This window comes from Phormidium sp. CCY1219, from assembly GCF_055795085.1.
In genome coordinates, this window is sequence record NZ_JAYFEQ010000240.1 from 1 (window position 1) to 19,274 (window position 19,274).

Annotated in this window: 18 protein-coding genes and 1 tRNA gene; 12 read left to right on the forward strand and 7 right to left on the reverse strand. The window is 51.9% G+C overall.

The features are described 5' to 3' along the window. Nucleotides 1-324: 324 nt before the first annotated feature. Nucleotides 325-1,494, reverse strand: a complete 1,170-nt coding sequence (locus AC0QH1_RS02480) for an esterase-like activity of phytase family protein (protein ID WP_324629208.1) — start codon at nucleotides 1,492-1,494, stop codon at nucleotides 325-327. Between the two features lie 168 nt (nucleotides 1,495-1,662). On the opposite strand from AC0QH1_RS02480, the gene AC0QH1_RS02485 reads away from it, so the two are divergent. The 4 genes from AC0QH1_RS02485 to AC0QH1_RS02500 all read left to right on the forward strand — a co-directional run bounded on the left by AC0QH1_RS02485 (nucleotide 1,663) and on the right by AC0QH1_RS02500 (nucleotide 6,321). Then, nucleotides 1,663-2,958 carry a tetratricopeptide repeat protein gene (locus AC0QH1_RS02485; RefSeq protein ID WP_324629209.1) on the forward strand — a complete coding sequence of 432 codons (1,296 nt, stop codon included), beginning with the start codon at nucleotides 1,663-1,665 and terminating at the stop codon, nucleotides 2,956-2,958. Beyond that, complete coding sequence (locus tag AC0QH1_RS02490) at nucleotides 2,958-4,415, forward strand: aminotransferase class I/II-fold pyridoxal phosphate-dependent enzyme (protein ID WP_324629210.1); 1,458 nt, start codon at nucleotides 2,958-2,960, stop codon at nucleotides 4,413-4,415. Before AC0QH1_RS02485 ends, AC0QH1_RS02490 begins: the two co-directional genes overlap by 1 nt. A gap of 204 nt (nucleotides 4,416-4,619) precedes the next feature. Further along, nucleotides 4,620-5,222 carry a precorrin-6Y C5,15-methyltransferase subunit CbiT gene (gene cbiT / locus AC0QH1_RS02495; RefSeq protein WP_324629211.1) on the forward strand — a complete coding sequence of 201 codons (603 nt, stop codon included), beginning with the start codon at nucleotides 4,620-4,622 and terminating at the stop codon, nucleotides 5,220-5,222. Nucleotides 5,223-5,454: 232 nt separating this feature from the next. Continuing rightward, nucleotides 5,455-6,321 (forward strand): phosphatidate cytidylyltransferase, encoded by an 867-nt coding sequence (locus AC0QH1_RS02500; protein ID WP_324629212.1) that lies wholly within the window; start codon nucleotides 5,455-5,457, stop codon nucleotides 6,319-6,321. Between the two features lie 99 nt (nucleotides 6,322-6,420). On the opposite strand, the gene AC0QH1_RS02505 is transcribed toward AC0QH1_RS02500, so the two are convergent. After that, nucleotides 6,421-7,185: an LmeA family phospholipid-binding protein gene (locus AC0QH1_RS02505; RefSeq protein ID WP_324629213.1), complete on the reverse strand. Its 765-nt coding sequence runs from the start codon at nucleotides 7,183-7,185 to the stop codon at nucleotides 6,421-6,423. 313 nt (nucleotides 7,186-7,498) lie between these two features. Here AC0QH1_RS02505 and AC0QH1_RS02510 point away from each other — a divergent pair, with 313 nt between their 5' ends. Both AC0QH1_RS02510 and AC0QH1_RS02515 read left to right on the forward strand, forming a co-directional pair. Further along, a complete protein-coding gene (locus AC0QH1_RS02510) occupies nucleotides 7,499-8,296 on the forward strand; it encodes a pseudouridine synthase (RefSeq protein WP_324629226.1) in 798 nt (265 codons plus the stop codon). After that, nucleotides 8,293-9,081: a helix-turn-helix domain-containing protein gene (locus tag AC0QH1_RS02515; RefSeq protein ID WP_324629214.1), complete on the forward strand. Its 789-nt coding sequence runs from the start codon at nucleotides 8,293-8,295 to the stop codon at nucleotides 9,079-9,081. The genes AC0QH1_RS02510 and AC0QH1_RS02515 overlap by 4 nt, the downstream gene beginning before the upstream one ends. 84 nt (nucleotides 9,082-9,165) lie before the next feature. On the opposite strand, the gene malQ is transcribed toward AC0QH1_RS02515, so the two are convergent. Both malQ and AC0QH1_RS02525 read right to left on the reverse strand, forming a co-directional pair. Continuing rightward, a complete protein-coding gene (gene malQ / locus AC0QH1_RS02520; protein WP_324629215.1) occupies nucleotides 9,166-10,668 on the reverse strand; it encodes a 4-alpha-glucanotransferase in 1,503 nt (500 codons plus the stop codon). Nucleotides 10,669-10,675: 7 nt separating this feature from the next. Continuing rightward, nucleotides 10,676-10,852, reverse strand: a complete 177-nt coding sequence (locus tag AC0QH1_RS02525; protein WP_324629216.1) for a hypothetical protein — start codon at nucleotides 10,850-10,852, stop codon at nucleotides 10,676-10,678. 44 nt (nucleotides 10,853-10,896) lie between these two features. On the opposite strand from AC0QH1_RS02525, the gene AC0QH1_RS02530 reads away from it, so the two are divergent. From AC0QH1_RS02530 to AC0QH1_RS02555, 6 genes are all read left to right on the forward strand, one after another. Further along, the gene (locus tag AC0QH1_RS02530; RefSeq protein ID WP_324629217.1) at nucleotides 10,897-11,328 is read left to right on the forward strand and encodes an NUDIX hydrolase; all 432 of its coding nucleotides are present in this window, start codon (nucleotides 10,897-10,899) and stop codon (nucleotides 11,326-11,328) included. Between the two features lie 816 nt (nucleotides 11,329-12,144). Continuing rightward, nucleotides 12,145-12,555 carry a RidA family protein gene (locus AC0QH1_RS02535; protein ID WP_324629218.1) on the forward strand — a complete coding sequence of 137 codons (411 nt, stop codon included), beginning with the start codon at nucleotides 12,145-12,147 and terminating at the stop codon, nucleotides 12,553-12,555. 82 nt (nucleotides 12,556-12,637) lie between these two features. Next, nucleotides 12,638-13,753 carry a filament morphology actin-like protein FcmB gene (gene fcmB, locus AC0QH1_RS02540; protein ID WP_324629219.1) on the forward strand — a complete coding sequence of 372 codons (1,116 nt, stop codon included), beginning with the start codon at nucleotides 12,638-12,640 and terminating at the stop codon, nucleotides 13,751-13,753. Next, nucleotides 13,753-14,253, forward strand: a complete 501-nt coding sequence (fcmC, locus tag AC0QH1_RS02545; RefSeq protein WP_473154726.1) for a filament morphology membrane protein FcmC — start codon at nucleotides 13,753-13,755, stop codon at nucleotides 14,251-14,253. The genes fcmB and fcmC overlap by 1 nt, the downstream gene beginning before the upstream one ends. A gap of 381 nt (nucleotides 14,254-14,634) precedes the next feature. Continuing rightward, the gene (locus AC0QH1_RS02550) at nucleotides 14,635-15,990 is read left to right on the forward strand and encodes a DUF3370 domain-containing protein (RefSeq protein WP_442957268.1); all 1,356 of its coding nucleotides are present in this window, start codon (nucleotides 14,635-14,637) and stop codon (nucleotides 15,988-15,990) included. Between the two features lie 202 nt (nucleotides 15,991-16,192). Further along, nucleotides 16,193-16,390: a hypothetical protein gene (locus AC0QH1_RS02555; protein ID WP_324629223.1), complete on the forward strand. Its 198-nt coding sequence runs from the start codon at nucleotides 16,193-16,195 to the stop codon at nucleotides 16,388-16,390. A gap of 985 nt (nucleotides 16,391-17,375) precedes the next feature. On the opposite strand, the gene AC0QH1_RS02560 is transcribed toward AC0QH1_RS02555, so the two are convergent. The 3 genes from AC0QH1_RS02560 to AC0QH1_RS02570 form a co-directional block, all read right to left on the reverse strand. Further along, nucleotides 17,376-17,447, reverse strand: a tRNA-Lys gene (locus AC0QH1_RS02560). A 60-nt stretch (nucleotides 17,448-17,507) separates the two neighbouring features. After that, a complete protein-coding gene (locus AC0QH1_RS02565; protein ID WP_324629224.1) occupies nucleotides 17,508-18,323 on the reverse strand; it encodes an alpha/beta fold hydrolase in 816 nt (271 codons plus the stop codon). A gap of 134 nt (nucleotides 18,324-18,457) precedes the next feature. Next, nucleotides 18,458-19,274, reverse strand: an 817-nt coding sequence (locus AC0QH1_RS02570; RefSeq protein WP_324629225.1) for a lysophospholipid acyltransferase family protein, incomplete at its 5' end; no start/stop codon positions are given.

Below are 19,274 nucleotides of genomic sequence, written 5' to 3' on the forward strand. Positions count from 1 at the left end.
CAATCAAACCTTTGCCAGCAGCAATATTGAGTCCTCTGCAAATTTCTTTCCTTATCAAGAACAGGCAAGGCTGGCCTCAAACGCTCTCGTAGCAAGTGTTTTTTGTCTGATGCGCGAGGATTTTACATACCAGGTTCGGTAGAACCTAAAATAATTTTACCGGAGGCGGTAGAATGAGTTTGTTGGAATAACCCGATCGCCCAGCGGGGAATTAAGCAAGGGTGCAAATTATTTTGCGCATTTATTGGGGGGGGAGGCGGAGGGGTGGGACGTTCCCCCCTGGGGGGAACGAGTGAAACGAGTTAATATCAACCCTTGGCTCATTTAGCGCGATCGCAGGCGAAATAATAAAAACTGCGTGCCGCGATCGGGATTAAAATTATTGTCGCCAACCACAATCAAACTTTCACTCCCATCGGGCAAAACCGGGCCGAGAGTCATGCCTTCCAGATTGTCCACCGCCATGCCCAACTCGCTCAAATCGAACAGTAAATTTTTGCCAACCGGTTCTACTTTCGTCAGTTGCCCTTTCAAACTAGCAATTCGCGAAGTATCCGTCGCGCTACCGGTCGTAATTTCAAAAATTTTTGCCCCAAATCCCGTTAAGCCAAAAGACCGTTCTAAACTCAACAAATGACCGCCTTGGCGCAATGCCAATAATTCGGTTAAACCATTATAAATACTCCACCGGGCGCTATTATCCAGAGGGTAAAGATTTTCCGAAATCAGCACAGGCGGTCCATCGCCGATCAGATAGTGCAGCAAGCGATTTTTCGGGGCGAGTTCTGCTTCTGGGTCATCCACATCCTGTAGCAAAGGCGCTTCCGTAGCGGTAAACAGACGATAGGGATTCACACTAGCATCCCCATACCCGCGCGGGTTGAGAGTCAGAGATTCCAACCCCAAATTATCCTGTACCCCGACAGTTTGTTTTTCTTTCTCATCGGGAAGATAGCGCTTTGGGAGGGGTACATTTCGCAAGAAAGCCCCGGTTTCGCGATTCACCTCATGGAGAAAAGGGGGAATCCCCTTGCGCGAGACGCCTTCAGAGGAGATAAACAGACTATTGGGCGCAGCAAAGGCAATTCCTTCCGGGTTAATGGCGCCGATCGCATAAGGGTTGCCCGCTTCATCTTGCAGGGTGGTCATATCCTCCACTTCGATTTTTTTGATGCGAAGCGCCTCGGAACTGTTAGAATCCAAAATCAGTTTTAGGGTATAGAAGCGGGCGGGGGCATAATACCCGCGATCGTCCGAGATGGCATAAAACCGATCGCGCTGGCGATCGTAGGTAATTCCCGATAACCCGCCCACGGGCGTATCCTCAAACCGCTGTTTGGGTAGGGTGTATTCGTCCACAAACTCCAGAGAAAGGCCGAGAAACATCCGTTCTTGGGCGTTAACTTGGGGCAAACTACAGGATGTCAGCAAACAGGACAAAGCGAGAATGACCGCGATCGGCCACCGGAACCATCTAAATCTGCGCGGGTTCATTATTAACCTCCCATGATTCATTGCACGAACTCCGGTTTTTACTCTAACAAAATTAGCCAATCCCGTTTTCACCGCTACCCCCCAAACCATCAACGCAAAAATCGGTTATTTTTTCTTCCCAAAGCTTCACCGCATCGGGGCAACAGTCAAAAAAAACGGCCAAATTTGATGAATAAAATTCATGCCCAGAAAAAGTCTGAGGCAATAAGCCACAACCTCGCCAGCAATCCGCAGCGAAACCGCAATTTTTTCCGAATTTTTTCCGGTTTGCTCTTGACTTTTTGCCTGGGATATGGTAATCCAGTATTGTCTCGTGGGGGGAACTCCGACCCGCCGCCATTGCCGCCCAATCCATTAGAAGCGATCGCCCCCGATCCGTTATTGCCAAAACCGCCCAAAAAAAACGAGGAATTAACTGCAGAACAATTACGAGAATTAGATACAGCATTAGACGAACTCAACGGCGAAGCATCTGCCGAATTAGCCGCAGGAAATACCAGGGAAGCGTTTGAAATTTGGTATCGAGAATTGCGATTGCGGCGCTATTTTGGACCGGAAACCGAAGTGGAAGCCCTGACGCGAGTGGGGGCGATCGCCTGGGAACGAGAACAAATCACCCCAGTGCAATTCATCGAAGGACGAATGGCCGCCATTTATCAAGCCAATTGTACCGGAGAACAAACCTGCGAATTAAGCCTTCTCGAACGATTAGGCCAGGGATTTCAAGTGCTGCGATCGCGCGATTTTGCCATCCAAGTGTATCGACAAATCCTCACCCACGCCCGCGATCGCCAAGACATCCCCGCCCAAGAAGCCGCCTTAACCCTCATCGGTGGATTGTATCTGGAAAAACTCGATTACGCCAATGCCGCCGCCCCTTACGAACAGCTCCTCAATATTGCCACATCCCGAGGCAACGTCCCCCAACAAATTGCCTACATCGAAGACCTAGCATTTATCTACACCCAAGCCAATCGACTAGAAAAAGCCATTGCCATGCGCCAACGGCTGGTGAGATATTATTCCACCCCAGAATCCGGGCAAAAAATCCCCGAATTAAAACTAGCGATCGCCACCGACTACGAAACCCTCGGCTACCTGCAATCCGCCATCAATACCTATCAAGAAACCTATACCCTTGCCTGGGCGCAGCAGCAATTTTACATTGCCCGCGACGCCCTGCAAGCCCTAGCCAGAATTTATAAAAATGCCGAACAAATCGACGCCGCCTTGGAAGTTTATGAAGCCTTATTACTGGTCGATCGCCGGGCTTACAACCTTTACGGAATTATGAATACCTACGACGAAATCGGCCAACTGCACCTCGAACAAAACAACTATGCCAACGCCGAGCGCGCCTTTAAAAATGCCTTAGAAATCGCCCGACAATTAAACTATCAAGAAGCCTATTTTACCGAAAAAATCCAGCAACTTTCCAACCCTCGCAACCGGATAAATTATTAATGGTGAATTCACAAAGCCAAGCCCCCCTGTTAGAAACCTTGCAACACTGTGCCCGCAGCGATCGCGCCCCCTTTTACGCCCCCGGACACAAAGGCGGACGCGGAATTGCCCAATCCTTGGGAGATTTATGCGGGCAAGCGGTATTTCAAGCCGATTTGCCCGAATTGCCCGAATTGGATAACTTATTTGCCCCCCAAGGAGCGATCGCCCAAGCGCAGCAATTAGCCGCCCAGGCATTTGGGGCCGATCGCACCTGGTTCTCGGTCAATGGATCCACCGGAGGCGCGATCGCCGGCATATTAGCCACCCTCGCCCCCGGAGAAAAAATCATCCTCCCGCGCAACACTCATCAGTCCGCTATTTCCGGCTTAATCTTATCCGGCGCAGTGCCGGTTTTCATCAATCCCGAATACCACCCAGAGTGGGATTTACCCTTAAGCATCACCCCCGAGGCGGTGGCGGCGGCCCTGGCCCAGCATCCGGATGCGAAAGCGGTGATGATGGTGTATCCCACCTATCAGGGCATCTGTGGCGATATCGAAGCGATCGCCGATATCGTCCATCAGCAGGGCATTCCCTTATTAGTCGATGAAGCCCACGGTCCCCATTTTGCCTTTCATCCCGATTTACCCACCCCCGCCCTGCAAGCCGGGGCCGACCTATCCGTGCAGTCGATTCACAAAGTCCTCGGGGCCATGACCCAAGCCTCCATGTTGCACCTGCAGGGCCACCGCATCGACCCCCAGCGAATCTCCGCCGCCTTGCAATTGATACACTCCACCAGTCCCAGCTATCTGCTGCTGGCGTCACTGGATGCAGCCCGCCGCCAAATGGCCCTCCACGGCGAGGCGTTAATGGAAAGAACCCTCAACCTGGCAGATGACGCCCGGGCAAGGCTAGAAGCGATTCAGGGCATCTCGGTATTGGAGAGTTCCCCCCCGAAGCGGGCCGGATTTGACCGGGGCGATCGCACCCGTCTCACCGTCAAGGTGACGCAATTGGGGCTTAATGGCTATCAAGCCGATGAAATCCTCCACGAAAAACTCGGCGTCACCTGCGAATTACCCTCGGCCCGCCATCTAACCTTTATTATTTCTTTAGGCAATCGTGGCGACGACATCGAACGTCTGGTGGCGGCGTTTAAAACCCTCAGCGCCCACTACCGCCGTCCCCCAGCATCGCCGCCCCCCTGTCCCCCTGCGCCCCTGCCGGCCCGCCCCCTTTCCCCGCGCGAGGCGTTTTTCGCCCCGGTGGAAACCGTGGAAATCCGCCAGTGTGTGGGGAGAATCAGTGCCGAGTTAGTCTGTCCCTATCCGCCGGGAATTCCGGTATTGATGCCCGGAGAGACAATTTGCGCCGCCGCGATCGATTACTTGCAGCAGGTTCGCGCCAATGGGGGGAGGATAACCGGATTGGCGGATCCCACCCTGCAGACGATTCAAGCGATCGCGGGGTGAAAAATCGCGATCGCCTACAGTGCGATCGCTGACAAAATTGGGTTTTTAACTGCGATAAGATACCATTGTTTGTCTGGAGAAAATAAAGATTAAAATTGTTGCTAAAAGCCAATGGAAAATCACAGGATTAACAAAAGAACATACTTTCTAGCCGCGATCGGGTCTTCCCCGATGGCGCAACAATCGCGTTGATGATGGTGAACTATGCCTTCCTCTCTGTGGCCATATATGACGCCAGGGATTCCAGATGATTTATTCGATCGCCTCCCCGGGATTCCCATGAGCAAGCGCGAAACCAGGCTGCTGCTGCTGTCTCAGTTGCGCGTCGAAGTCGATTCGGTACTGTGGGATATTGGGGCCGGCACCGGCACCATTCCGGTGGAAACTGGGTTATTGTGTCCTGAAGGGCGGATTATTGCCGTGGAGCGCGATGAGGAAGTGGCCTCGTTAATTCGCCATAACTGCGATCGCTTTGAGGTGAAAAACGTACAAGTCATCGAAGGTCGTGCCCCTGAATGCCTGCACCAGCTTCCCTATCCGCCCAATCGCGTTTGCATTGAAGGCGGACGACCCATCAAAGCCATTTTGAATGAAGCCTGGACCTATTTACAACCCCAAGGGCGCATTGTCGCCACCGCCGCCAATCTGGAAAACCTCTATGCGATTTCCGAAGCCTTTGCCGAGTTGCAAGCTCGCAATGTGGAGGTGGTGCAATGCTCGGTAAACCGTTTAGAAACCCGAGGCACCAGTCAAACCTTTGCTGCTGTGGATCCAATTTTTATTCTCAGTGGTGAAAAACTCGAGTGAGAAAGCCCCTCCCTGTAAGCGGCGGTGGGGATCCGGCGCGATCGGCGCAATGCACTGGAAAACCCCTTTTTCTCCCGCGATCGAGCCAATCCTCTCCACCCTTGCCCCCCAAGATGATTAAGATTTAGTTAATCTTTATTCTGAGGGGATTCACGCCCTGGCGAGTTCTCCTAAACCCCCGGAAAGGCTTTATTTTACCCTACCGCTGTATTGAATTAAACATCATTATTCTATGCCTTGGTCTCGGATTGTCAGTACGATTGTTGCGCTTGTCCTCGCCCTCGGAATCACCTTCGTGGGAGGCTGGTACTTTACCTTCGGGGTAGGGATTTTGATTGTTCTCGGCCATCTGGAATACTTGGAGCTAGTGCGCGCAAAAGGAGTTGTCCCCGCCGCGAAAACTAGCTTATTTTTCAGTCTCTCCCTGCTGGTCTTTTCTACAGTGGATTCTCACCTCGCCGATGCACTGTTACCCATCGCCGGAACTTGCATTTGTTTCTACTTGCTGTTTAAGCCGAAAATGGCTACCATCGCTGACTTAGCCGCCTCAATTCTCGGGTTGTTTTATATTGGTTATTTACCCAGTTTTTGGGTGCGCTTACGCACCCTAGGCACCGCAGCCTTCAGCAATCTCCCGTTCAATGGATATTGGCCGGAAAATTGGGCGAATTTCGCCGCATTACCCCCCGGTCTTACGGTTACATTGCTCTCGTTTATTTGTATCTCTACCGCCGATTCGGCAGCTTATCTCGGCGGTAAGCAATTTGGCCGCACTCCCCTTTCGGATATCAGTCCGAAAAAAACCGTGGAAGGTGCGATTTTTGGCGTGGTGAGTAGCGTGATTCTCGCCACCACCGGCGCGTGGTATCTCGGCTGGCCCGCTTGGCAAGGCACCGGCGTGGCATTCGGCATGTTGCTGGGGGTGGCGAGTCTGTTGGGCGATTTAATTGAATCCCTGATGAAACGCGATGCGGGGGTTAAGGACTCGGGCAAACTGATTCCGGGTCACGGTGGCATTCTCGATCGCACCGATAGCTATGTGTTTACCGCACCATTGGTCTATTATTTCGTCACTCTGTTCTTACCCCTATTTCCCTAACCGCTTGACTCGTTCCCCGTATCACCCGGGAACGCACGCCGGTAGAGACGCGATTTATCGCGTCTCTACCACCGCCCCCAGCGATCGCGATGGGGTGATTTATGGCATCACGGTAAGTCGTCCGCCACATTCCCATTGTCCCGGCGTCCAGATGAATTGTTCGATCGCCACTTGTGAGCCTAACTCCAGGGTAAAACTCTCTAACGGTGCGATCGCTGCGGTAGCAGTTCTCTGAATCGACGGATTGACAAAATGCAGTTGATGCGGGCTAGCTAATTCCAATCCCATCCGCAAGAGAAAGGGGTCGGCGCGGTTCCCCTCCGAGGGACAGCACCCGGTGAGGGTGAGAGTTTGCACGTCGCAATGCATCTGCGCGCGATGCCACTGCAAAGCGCCAGAGTTCTCCAAATTTTCCGCCCCCAGCAAGGGACGCAACAATTCGCTCAAGGCATTGGCGAGCAAAGGCGCCTGTAGGGAGGCATTCAAATCCGCTTCGGTGAGTTCTAGTCTAACGGTGGCCGGCAAGGGTTCTAACAAGCGCAGGGGTTTCCCGCGCAAGACTTGGGACAAATTGACCCGAATGCAGCGACAGCACAGTTCGATGTGGCTCAGGTGCAAGCCTTGATAGAGCGCACCAGAAGCTCGGATAAAAACCTGCGGAATGCTACCTTGCAGGAGTTGGCGATCGTCCGCCGTCACCGTCACCTGTAGAGTGTCGATCGCCTCCACCTGCGATCGCAACCACAGCTCTACCGCCTTTGACAGCACCCGACCAATGAGCTGACGCGGTTTCCCACTCTCCGGCGGCGATGGGGGCCGCTCCGTCCCCGGGGAAACCCTTGGTCCGGGAGATCGTGCAGACAAGTTTATCAAATCAAAACCTGAATTCATATTCAATCTAGATGAACACAGCAGCGTTTTAGCAGGAAAATAGAACTAGCATGGGCGGGAGCGAGAATCAATCGGGATTGGCAAATGCCACCGATGCAAATTCGAGCGGGCCAAAGTCGTGGGTCTTTAACCCCCTTACCCTAGCATTCTCCTGCCCCTACCGGATCCCACTGCCAAGGGTAACTCATGCTATCCGGTAAGATTTTTACAGCGTTTATCCTGGCTTACGATTGACTTTAAATAAACCGATCTTACGTTCACGCCAGCAGCCCAGCGGATCCAGATGATGGATGAAAGAGTGCAAAAAATCCTTTCCCAGTGGGGCATTGCCTCACGCCGTCAAGCCGAAAAAATGATTCAGCAAGGACGGGTTAAGTTAAATGGCCAACCGGTCCATCTGGGCCAAAAAGCCAATCCTCTGCTCGATCGCATTGAAGTGGACGATCGCGCGATCGAACCGGCTCATCGACCCGATCTGGTATATCTGTTGTTGCACAAACCGGCAGGAGTGGTTTCCACCTGCTCGGATCCCCAAGGACGCACCACCGTCCTCCATCTGTTGCCTCCCGAATTGCGGGACTCTCAGGGAATTCACCCGGTGGGCCGCTTGGATTTCGATTCCACTGGAGCCTTACTCCTAACCAATGATGGGATGCTGACGTTCCATCTGACTCACCCGAAGCACTGCATTCCCAAAACCTATCGGGTTTGGGTCGAAGGACATCCGCCGGAATCCATCTTGCAGCAATGGCGTCGCGGTGTGATGCTTGATGGGCGAAAAACCATCCCCGCTCAGCTTCGAGTTCTCGAAGCTGAGCGCAAATCCAAAACCCGCTTAGAAATCGTTCTCAAAGAAGGCAGAAATCGACAGATTCGCCGGGTCGCCGCTCAGTTAGGATATCCAGTGATTCAGTTGCACCGCACGGCAATTGGATCGATTGAGTTAAACCCGCCAGGGCACCCCCAGTTGCGTTGCGGTGAATATCGCCCCTTGAACGACTCAGAGATTCGTTTTTTACGCACTCAAGTCCACCTATCATCAGAGAACCTGCCAGCAACACAGATCGAGGAACAGGGCATATGAAGACACAGAAAAGTCAGCCGCCACTGAATCGCGAGCAAGTACGCGCGACTAAATTGGCCAAAATGGGAGCCGAATTGCGACAACTGCGCGAACAACAGCAAATTCCCCTGGAACAAATCGCCGCTAAAACGATGATTCGCAAGAGTTTGCTGCAAGCGATTGAAGAAGGTCGCATCGAAAAGCTCCCCGAACCAGTTTACATTCAGGGATTTCTGTTAAGATTTGCCGAAGCTCTCGGTTTGGATGGTGTTGCTTTCGCCAAACAGTTTCCTGTAGGATCGAAATGGCGATCGCTGCAGTTTTCCTGGTGGCGTTATTTACCTCTGCCTCAAATCCGCCCGATTCATCTGTACTTGTTTTATATTGTTTTGATTGTTTGCTCGGTTAAAGTCTTATCTGGGGTGATGAATACCACCGCCATGCGATCGCAAAACCCCACCACGGTGCAGGTTAATGAATCGGATCCGGGTAACGGCAAAACTCCCGCTCAGCCGGCAAGTGCTACCGCCGACGCAAGCGTTTCCTCCCCCGGTAATCCAAATAAACCGGTGCGGGTAGGACTGACTTTTCAAGATGCATCCTGGGTGCAAATCATCGCCGATGGCAAAACTGAGTTTGAAGGGACTTTGCCTGAAGGCACCCAACGCACTTGGGAAGCTAATCAGCAATTGGTGGTGCGCGCCGGAAATGCCGGTGGGGTTCTGTTTGCAGTGAATGACGGTCAAGCAAAACGCATGGGAGCACCCGGTGCGGTGGAAGAAGTGGTGGTTCCCGCTGAAGAATAGCACCACCGGGCGATCGCACCAGGTTTTTTTCTCTCGTTCCCAGTCTGCGCTGGGAACCCTAACCCGAAAACTGCGCCTCCCCTACTAACGGCGACGACCATAGGTTTCGGTGTACATTCGCAAGCGATCGCTCACTTGATGGTTTAATGCTTCCTCTCGATACCGCCACTCCCAATTTCCCCCAGCTTTGCTCGGCACGTTCATCCGCGCATCGCTGCCCAATCCTAACAAGTCTTGGAAGGGAATAATCGCTTGATTTGCTACCGAAGAGAGCGCCACTCGAATCATATCCCAATGAATGCCATCGGGACTAATCGGTCCGACATACGCCTCCACGCCTAATTTTTCATGCTCGGGCAGTTTATCGAACCATCCCACGGTTGTATCGTTGTCGTGGGTTCCACTATAAACTACGCAGTTGCGCGTATAGAAATTAAACGGCAAATAGGGATTCCCCGGTCCGGAACCAAAGGCAAATTGCAATATCTTCATTCCGGGAAATTCAAATTGGTCTCGCAGGGCCTCTACTTCTGGCGTAATTACCCCTAAATCTTCCGCAATCAATGGCAATTTGCCCAGTTTATCGTTCACGGTTTTTAACAGGGCTTCCCCGGGCGCTTTTACCCATTTCCCGTTTAAGGCGGTGTCTTCTCCTTGGCGCACGGACCAGAATGATTCTAATCCCCGGAAGTGGTCGATGCGAATTACATCCACATATTCTAACATGGAACGGAAGCGCTCCACCCACCATTTAAAATTGGTTTTTTCCAGTCGCTTCCACAGATAAACCGGATTGCCCCACAACTGTCCGGTGGCGCTGAAATAATCCGGCGGAACTCCTGCCATTTGCGACGGTTCTCCGGTTTTGACGTCCAGGCAAAAGATTTCCCGATGAGACCAAACGTCGGCACTATCGTGAGCAACGTAAATCGGAATATCACCGATGATTGAAATGCCTTTTTCGTTGGTGTAGCGTTTCAGTTCGGACCATTGGCGGAAAAATTGGAATTGCAGGAATTTATGCAAGAAGATTTCGTCACTGAGTTGCGATCGCCATTTTTCTAATGCTTCCGGTTGGCGATCGCGCGTCGCCTCGTCCCATTGATGCCAGCTTTTACCTTCTTGCGCCCCTTTAATCGCCATAAAGGTGGCGTAATCTTCTAGCCAATAGGATTTGCTATGGCAGAATTTTTCAAATTCCTGTTGCTGTTGTGGCGTCGCTTTTTGTCGGAAATTTTGGCAAGCTTTTTCTAATAAAGGCATTTTGATGCCAAAGGCGCGATCGTAATCCACGCGATCGAGCGGGAATTCGGGCAAATGCCACAAATCTTCTTCCTCTAGCCATCCTTCCTGGCGCAGGCGATCGGGACTAATCAAGAACGGATTGCCCGCCATTGCGGAATAGCACATATAGGGCGAATTGCCATATCCCGTCGGTCCGAGGGGCAAAATCTGCCAAAACTGCTGGGCGCTATCTACTAAAAAATCTACGAAGCGATGGGCTGCATCGCCTAAGTCGCCAATCCCAAAACGGCTGGGAAAGGAGGTGGGGTGAAGCAAAATACCGCTAGATCTGGGAAAAGGCATGGCCGAATTACGCAAAAAAAAGATACGATCGCTTTGTGCCGACTCGTTCTGGCAAGCCGACTTGTGTCGAGTCTATCATTTTTATCATGGCCGCGAACATTTTTAGGTCAGCATCCGACCATAACGGTTGGAAACGACCCAGGTCTGGATGGCGATCGCGTTTCGGTGGCTGCTCTGTCCCCATTCTCCTCCCGGTCTGCTTTCTCTACTTTACCCCTGAATTTCTCCATGACTTATCGCAATCCCATTCCCACCGTTGATATCATTATCGAGTTAGTGGATTTTCCCAACCGCCCCATCGTCGCGATCGAGCGTCTCAATCCCCCCTATGGCTGGGCACTTCCCGGCGGTTTCGTGGATTATGGCGAATCGGTCGAAACCGCTGCAGTGCGCGAGGCGAAGGAAGAAACTGGGTTAGATGTGGAACTGCTCGAACAATTCCACGTTTACTCCGACCCGAATCGCGACCCCCGCAAGCATACCCTCAGCGTGGTGTTTGTCGCCCGGGCAATGGGTACCCCTCAAGCGTCTGATGATGCGAAAAATTTAGAGATTTTTCACCCCAACGATGGTTTACCGGAAAATCTCTGCTTTGACCACGATCGCATCCTCCAGGATTATTGCAATTACCGTTTCCATAACTTCCGCCCGCCCTTGTAACCCCGGATTACAAAAATTTAATGGCATAAAATTGAAACAAAAATTGTTGGCAATTGATTCACAAATAGAATAATTCTTAATATGTTTTGCGAATTTATTCTATAATTTTCAAGGTAAAAATAAATCAGCATCGGCATATTTGGCTATCCTTGAAAGGGACAACAAAAAACATATTTGCTGTTAAATTAACTCAGATAAAACTATAATTTTTGCGCGCAATTTCAGGCAATTATGGTCTCGATTTTCGCGCGTTCTTGATGCTCGAACCCAGGGAAATAAAGCCGGGAATTCGGTGAAGGGAAAAAGGCGCTGTCCCGGGGGATTCGGAAATAATGATGCAAATCAAAGGGAGGGACAAGGCACGACCCGTTGCCGATCCTGGATGGCGATCGAGAAGTTATCGAAATGGGGAAAGCGATTCTGTTGCACTTCCGGGAGTTAGAAAGAATGGACGAATCGGTAGTTGAGGGGGGGAATCAGGGAGAAATCGGGTGGCGGCGATCGCCCGGGGTTTCGTGGAGTGGCTGGGGAGGAGGTGCCCCACCCTGGCAACTCCACCCCAAAAAATTATCCGCGATCGGGGGGAAAATGTCACTAATGCTCCCCAAATCCAGTAAAATTATTCCAGCAAGACCTAAACTTAGCGATCGCGCCCACATCTGTCGGAGAATTTCACCCAACTCAATTAAAGAACTTAAGCGAGGTAGAGACAAAAGTCCCGAGCCTGGTAAAATCCAGCAAGCTGTGTTGAACCCGCCCCTTGGCGAGGGACAACCGAACCGGATCCAGTCTTCTTCGCAACGGTTATCACGCTCAATGAGTAAACAAATTATTCACACCGACCAAGCCCCCGCACCGGTTGGGCCTTACAATCAAGCCATTATCGCTAGTGGTAAGCTAGTGTTTGTCGCCGGTCAAATTTCCCTCGATCCCACCACCGGAGAAATAATCGGCCAGGGGGATGTGGAAAAACAGACCGTACAGGTGATGGCCAATATAAAAGCTATCCTGACTGCTGCGGGTGCAACCTTCCAGGATGTGGTGAAAACCACAGTTTTTCTGGCAGATATGAATGATTTTGCCACGATGAATGCAGTCTATGCTCGATATTTCGATGAAGCCACTGCTCCAGCGCGTGCTGCAATTCAGGTGTCGCGTCTACCCAAGGATGTACGGGTAGAAATTGAGTGTATTGCCATGATTGAACAAACGCCCGCATCATCTTAATATTCACGCTGCAGCAAAATCCTGATATGTTTGGGATTTGGTGGCAAGATAATGGTGAATCTAGGGGAGGTTATAAGATTTAATGACGATCCAACAGCCCACAAATACTGCAGTTACTAGCAAAGCGTCTAGTAATACCTTTAGAACCTCTATTCTGAGTGTTGATTTGGGTCGCACGGCGACCAAAGCTTGCGTCAGCCGCGATCCGAACCAAGTGGTTTTTATTCCCTCCAACGTCGCAGAACTCCCGGTGGAGAAGGTGCGCGGCGGGGAGTTTGAATCTCGTCCCACGGATCCATTGTTGGATATGTGGATCGAGTACCAAGGACGCGGTTACGCGATCGGTCAGCTTGCGGCAGACTTTGGAGCCAATCTCGGCGTCGGAGAGAGCAAAGTGCAAAAGGCACTGGCTAAAGTTTTAGCCAGTGCGGGTTATTTTGGTCTGAAAGACGATTTGGTACTCGTGCTGGGTCTGCCTTATCATTCCCAGGAAGAGTTCGAGCGGGAAAAAGAAGAGATTACCAGCCTGCTGACTTGTCCCCACATTATGAGCTATCGCGGCGAACAAGTGCCGCTGAATATCACTAAAGTGTGGGTGATGCCAGAAGGCTACGGTAGCTTGATTTGGTGTGAAGCGCAAGAAAAGGTGGACAAGAAAGGTCCGTCTCCGGATTTTTCTAAGACTTCCGTGGCGATCGTGGATATCGGACATCAAACGTCCGACTTTTTGATGGTGGATAACTTCCGCTTCGCCCGGGGGGCATCGAAGAGCGAAGCCTTTGCCATGAGCGAGTTTTACAAACGAGTGGCAGCGGAAATCGAGGGAGCAGACAGTCAATCTCTGTCTTTGATTGCTGCCGTGAATCGCCCTCGGGGCGAACGCTTCTTCCGTCCGCGCGGGGCGACAAAACCGACGAATATCGACGATTTTCTGCCGAATCTGCGCGAACATTTTGCCCGGGAATTGTCTGGCAAATTAATTGCATGGCTGCCAGAACGGGTGACAGATGTTATCCTGACGGGTGGTGGCGGCCAATTTTTCTGGAGTGACCTCGAACCCCTGCTGAAGGAAGCGAAGCTCAGAGCGCATTTAGCTCAGCCTTCTCGTCAAGCCAATGCGGTGGGGCAATATCTGTACGGAGAGGCACAATTGGCGTCGTCATCCTACAGCACTCGCTCTTCTAGGTCTGGTAGTTAATGGGATTTTGGTCAAACAAGACAAAGAAATCGGTCGAGTTTACTGATGAGGTAGCCGACCATACTTTGTTGGCGGTTGTGAAAAAAGAGTTACAGAAGCAACCCCACAAGCGTTTCAGCGACTTGTGTAAAGAGGCGCTTTGGCAATATTTGTACGTGCCAGAATCGGTTAGACCTAGCCGGAATTCGGCGAGTGCAGATAATGCTGAAGCGGAAATTGCCGAGTTAAAAGGGCAATTGGCTTCTATAGAGCAACGGATAGCCGCCCAAGAGGCGAATCGGTTGGATGCCCTGGAAAGTCAGGTGCAGCAGCTTAGCTTGCAGGTGGGGCAGTTGGCGATCGCCCTCAATGAAGGGCGCGCGAGTTATCAGCCCCCACCCCAACCCCACGCTCAACCGCAACCGCAGCCAGAACCCGAACCCGAACCCGAACCAGTCGGTCCACCCAAACCGGTGGATCCATTGCTCCAGCGTCTCAGTTCTTTTATCGATGATTTTTAAATCGGTTGAACAGAGTATCTAGCGATCGCGTCGCAAATCTACAGGCATCAGGAGTCAGAAGTCATGGAATGTTGACTTTTGGCTCTTGAATTTTTTTGGGCGCTTTCTCCCCTCAAACCCCTACCCATTCCCCCAGCTTTTCTGTCACCTTCCCCCCCTCAGCGATCGCCCACTTCAGAGAAAAATTTACCTCGCAATTCTTCCCCTTAATCCCCAGAATAAAACCCATCACAATGTATTGAATACCCCACGATTCAGAATACCATTCTTTATCAAAAACTGGCGGATAGGAATTTCCCCAATCGCGAAACAACAGTTGCCTTTCTCCCGTACAATAAATAGCCTAGCGATTCGCTCATTTTCCTCGTTTCTCAAATGCACATTCTCGCCCTTTTGTCAAGCCTGCTCATCGCCCAAACCGAACCCGCCCCGGAACCACAGGAAATCGTCAAACCCCAGGAAGTCCGCCCACTCCCGGGGGAACTGGATGACGTGCCCATGTTTAATAGCAACAGTCCCGAAAAAATTGGCACCGAGGGCATTTTACTCTCCACCTTTCCCCCAGAAAACAAACAAGTGCCCGCCGCCCATTTAAACTTCCGCTTTTCCGGGCGCTTCGATATCTTTGCCCATCACGTTTTTGGCGATCGCGAATTGCCAGACCTCACCCCGATGTACCTGGGAATTCTCATCCACAACCCCACTTCCGAACCGGTGACGGTAAATATTTTGCAGGCGGCGAGCTATCTTTCCCAACCCGATGCGCCGTTTATTCAATTACCGCCAATGGTTCCCAATCCCACAGGGGAAGTGTATGCCGGTCCGGGCGATCGCGTCACCACTGAAATCTTGCGCGAACAGCGCCAAGACATTTGGCCGGCGCAACTGACCATCCCCCCACAATCAAGTCAAATGCTGATGAACTTGCCCATCCCGGTTCGCACCCTCGAACCTCCCCTCAACGGGCGTTCTACCTTAATGCGCTTGCGAAGTAACGGCACAGTTTACCTGGCGAGTTTGGCCCTGTATGCCCGGGAAGATGCCCAAGGGAACGAACGAGCGCCCACTTTGGCAGAATGGGAAACCTTGCTCGAAACTGGCGATTTAGCCGGACCGCGCGATCGCGCCCCCACTCCTCCCAACCAAACCTCCGGACAAATTATTTACGGGCGCGTCGCCGGCGTCTCCAAAGGTTCCCAATGGGTCGCATCAATCGCAGATAACCCCATCACCCAAACCCTCGACATTCCCCAACCGGGAGACGCCTTTTCCTATGGCATCAGTACCTTACCCGGTGGTCGATTGCAAACCGGTCAGGCGCAATCTGCTCCAATGCAGGTTAGCTATTCCGACACCGCCTACAGCGCCCACGGGAATTACGGGGTGGAATATCGGTTGAATTTGCCCCTGCAAAATAACACCAACAACACCCAAACCGTAACCGTTTTGCTTCAAACGCCATTGAAAGAAGAGAATTTGAGCAAACAGGGGTTGCGATTTTTGCAACCTCCCGCGCCACAGGTGTTTTTCCGAGGAACCGTTCGGATGCGCTACAGGAACGATCGCGGCATTCCAGTGACTCGCTATTGGCATTTGGTACAACGTCGGGGACAAATGGGGGATCCGTTGCTGACTTTGGAAATGCCACCGGGAGATCTGCGTCTGGTGGAAGTGGATTTGATTTATCCCCCAGATGCCACACCGCCGCAAGTCGTTACGGTGCGAACTCTGGAATAATCCGGCTTTTCCCCACGGGGACAATCCCGCTGTGGAGATGCGTAAGTCACGGGTAGGGTGGGCAACGCCTTGCCCACCCTACAGGTAGTAGTGATTTCTGTCACAGCAAATGCAGGCGGATGTCACGGTAGATGAGTCATTGGATCACGGGAGTTCCACTTAAAAGCGTTGATACTTGAAATATAGAGTTGAAATTCCCCTTATGAACCCGCACTATTTTCTCTCAGATGCCACAATCGCCGAACTGTTTTGCCAAGCTTGGAAAGTGGGCAGCATCAGCACTCACCACCACGAAATGCTCCATGCTTGCTTAGACAATCCCCTCAATTCCGAAGAGGAAGCCGCTCTCAAACGTTTGTCTCACGCCATTCGTCGCGGCTGGCTGGAGGTGGTGGATTAATCTATCTTAAGGAAGATATGAAAGCGAATTTTTTGTGCTAAATCCCTCCATTTATTAACTCCATTCCCTGCATTAATGAACTTCCTATTTGTCTCCTCTTTGACAACGATTTTAGTAAATTGATTTAAAATCCTTTCCTCCTCTCTTAGGCTACAACTGCACGAATTCCGTGCAGTTTTTCTTTTTAAGCTTGGCGCAAAATGCTTTTTTACCGAAGGATATCCGCAAAAAAGGCAGGGGGAGCAAGTGAACGCCGATGTGTTTTGCGGTTTTATTCGTCTTATTTTTTCACTGCAGAGGCAGGAAACGATGGAGTGATGAGGCTGGACAATTAGCCAAGTTCAGGGTTTCGATTGTGGCGGTTGGTTGGGAATGGGGGGAGTGGCGATCGCCCTCGGTACCCGCCATAATTTGTTAAGGGGGAAACAGCGCGGTTGGTTAGGGGGAATTGAATCCCATGCCATCGGGTATTGCAATGGGATTTTTCAGAAGGGGTGTAAGTGTAATGGTTGCGGTGTTTGTTATTTTCCATCCGCCAATCGGAGTCAAGTTAGGATGTGGCGATCGCCCGGAGGAATTTTTCAGCACATGTTGCCCTTACATCTGCTGCGTGGCCTCCCGTGGTTCGCGCAACAATTCCGGCAAAAAATCTAGGGATATAATCGCTAAAAGTTCAAGTCAAATCCCTGGAATTGCGACAGCCGTATGTTAAATTAATCAAGCAAGTTGGACAATGTTGTGCTGAGCAAGGCAGTAATCCACCCAGAAGCTTTGGTGCTGACGTCGAAACTGTTCCACCTTCACTGGGAGAGTGCTGTACGGCAGCACATTTGGCTGATTTTGACCTAGGATTAAATTTGGACTAAATTTGCGCTTAAGTATTCCCCCCAAAAGCCAAAAGCCGCATTATCGCATGCGACATGAGCGACGGAGAATGCGGGGTAAGTTTATGCTGAAAGCGTTATGTGGCGTGATTGTCGTGGGATGGGTCACCAGGGATTCGAACCCTGAACCAGCGGATTAAGAGTCCGATGCTCTGCCGTTGAGCTAGTGACCCGATAACCTATATCATACCACAGAAATGGGGGAGAAGACAACTGGCGAGAGTCACAATTTGTTAACGGGCAGTGCTGGCGATCGCGGTAGTCGGCAAAAAGTGGTTTTCCTGCAAAATTTGGTAAAGATTGACATCCGTTTCGAGCAGAGAGGCATGACCGCTTTGGGGGAGCAAGACCTGCTTGGCATCGGGGATGTAACGAACCAGGCGAGTGGATTCAGCGGCGGAAGGCAAGAGGCGATCGGCGGTGGCGGCGATCGACAGAACTGGTTGAGAGATTTGCGCCAGTTCCTCGGCGCTGATTTCAAAATCTCGCAATAAATTCACCCGCCAAGCGCTGATGTGCTGGGGAACCGACTGCATCGCGGCGAGTAGAGCCTTGCGTTCGCGCGGTCCGATGCGGCCCAGGGCGGCCAAAAACGGCAACAGAGCGATCGCCGAGAGGGGATAAAATGCGGGAGGCAACCAGGCGCTCACGTGGGATCCCATATGCATCCAAGGGCGTTGATTAAAACAAGACGCCGGGTTGACCAAAATCAAACGGTGAAACAAGTCTGGAGCTTTGAGAGCCACTTTCAGAGCCAAGCATCCGCCAAACGACTCCCCACACAGATAAACCACTCGCCGAGGATGCTGACGCAACTCGACTCTGAGCAATGCCACTACCTTTTGCGCGAGCAGATCCCAGGTAGAAACGTCATTTGGGGGGATTGCCAGACAGCGGATATCGAAAACATTTCCCAAACCGTTGTCGAGCTGCAATTGTAGCAACTTGCCCGTGCCATCCATGCCGGGTAAAAACACGAACAACGGCTTTTCGGGTTGGATCGAGAGCGCAGTTAAGAAGTGAAACGTAGAATGATTATCGCGTGGCATGATTGAGGAAAGAGTGTCGGGTTAAAAATTGAGCAATAGGAACAGTGGCGATCGCCTCTGAGGGGGGGGAACAGACCCGGGAATTGTCAATGGGGGAGACGGGGGAGGTTCTCCCTGAAGGTGCCGGGAAATCATCAGGAGAGATCGCCAAGTAAAGCGGAAATTTCCGAGTCACAGTAATTCATCAGCTCGTCGATTTGAGTTTTTGCCTGTTTGCGGGAGCAATGTTGCCAGTGGTGGGAGGGAATCCAGTGGGGACGAGCGATCGCCACATTCACCCGACGATAAAAGACCACCGGGTGCCAGCTATCTTGCTCGAAATCCGGTTCTGAGGGGTCAAACCAGCTCAAGACGCGCACCGGGATTGCCGAGTAAACTTGTTCTTCGATGGGGGCGATCGCCACAGGTAACACGACTAAATCCGGTACCCGGGCAGTGAGCGCCAAGTGCGCGAATCCGGGGTGAAACGGTTGGACTTGGGTGGGGTCGGTGAGGCGCACCATCGGCGAAGCGCCTTCGGGAAACACGCCAATGGCTTGTTGCTGTTGCAGCAGAGTTCTGGCGCGGCGGAAAAACCGATGTTGCTGCTGACCCTTCGCTTGCAAGGGGAGGCAACCCAAATGGTGAACGAATTCGCGCAAGACGGGCACTTGGGTCATGTAATGATGGCAAGCGAAGCGAATCGGGCGTCCCAGTGCAGCCATCAGCAACGGTGCATCCATAAAGCTGCGGTGATTGCTGACGATGAGCGCCGCACCCCCGGTGGGAATGCGATCGGCGTAATGGACAAACATGCGAGTTCCCAGGGTGGCTAGGAAAGCGCGAGAAATTTGCAGCGGATCGTTGAATGGCATCGATAGAATAGAAAGATGGCCTGTGACGTACTCCCGACGCCGACCGCTTAGGCGGTACGGCGCGGGCTTCTGCGCCCAGACCTTTGAGATCTGGGTT

Coding starts and splice junctions, on each gene's coding strand:
- AC0QH1_RS02515 (WP_324629214.1), top strand. CDS start 8,293: ATGAAGACACAGAAAAGTCAGCCGCCACTGAATCGCGAGCAAGTACGC.
- fcmB (WP_324629219.1), top strand. CDS start 12,638: ATGACGATCCAACAGCCCACAAATACTGCAGTTACTAGCAAAGCGTCT.
- AC0QH1_RS02530 (WP_324629217.1), top strand. CDS start 10,897: ATGACTTATCGCAATCCCATTCCCACCGTTGATATCATTATCGAGTTA.
- AC0QH1_RS02490 (WP_324629210.1), top strand. CDS start 2,958: ATGGTGAATTCACAAAGCCAAGCCCCCCTGTTAGAAACCTTGCAACAC.
- AC0QH1_RS02525 (WP_324629216.1), bottom strand. CDS start 10,852: ATGGGGACAGAGCAGCCACCGAAACGCGATCGCCATCCAGACCTGGGT.
- fcmC (WP_473154726.1), top strand. CDS start 13,753: ATGGGATTTTGGTCAAACAAGACAAAGAAATCGGTCGAGTTTACTGAT.
- AC0QH1_RS02565 (WP_324629224.1), bottom strand. CDS start 18,323: ATGCCACGCGATAATCATTCTACGTTTCACTTCTTAACTGCGCTCTCG.
- AC0QH1_RS02480 (WP_324629208.1), bottom strand. CDS start 1,494: ATGAACCCGCGCAGATTTAGATGGTTCCGGTGGCCGATCGCGGTCATT.
- AC0QH1_RS02510 (WP_324629226.1), top strand. CDS start 7,499: ATGGATGAAAGAGTGCAAAAAATCCTTTCCCAGTGGGGCATTGCCTCA.
- cbiT (WP_324629211.1), top strand. CDS start 4,620: ATGCCTTCCTCTCTGTGGCCATATATGACGCCAGGGATTCCAGATGAT.
- malQ (WP_324629215.1), bottom strand. CDS start 10,668: ATGCCTTTTCCCAGATCTAGCGGTATTTTGCTTCACCCCACCTCCTTT.
- AC0QH1_RS02535 (WP_324629218.1), top strand. CDS start 12,145: ATGAGTAAACAAATTATTCACACCGACCAAGCCCCCGCACCGGTTGGG.
- AC0QH1_RS02500 (WP_324629212.1), top strand. CDS start 5,455: ATGCCTTGGTCTCGGATTGTCAGTACGATTGTTGCGCTTGTCCTCGCC.
- AC0QH1_RS02485 (WP_324629209.1), top strand. CDS start 1,663: ATGAATAAAATTCATGCCCAGAAAAAGTCTGAGGCAATAAGCCACAAC.
- AC0QH1_RS02555 (WP_324629223.1), top strand. CDS start 16,193: ATGAACCCGCACTATTTTCTCTCAGATGCCACAATCGCCGAACTGTTT.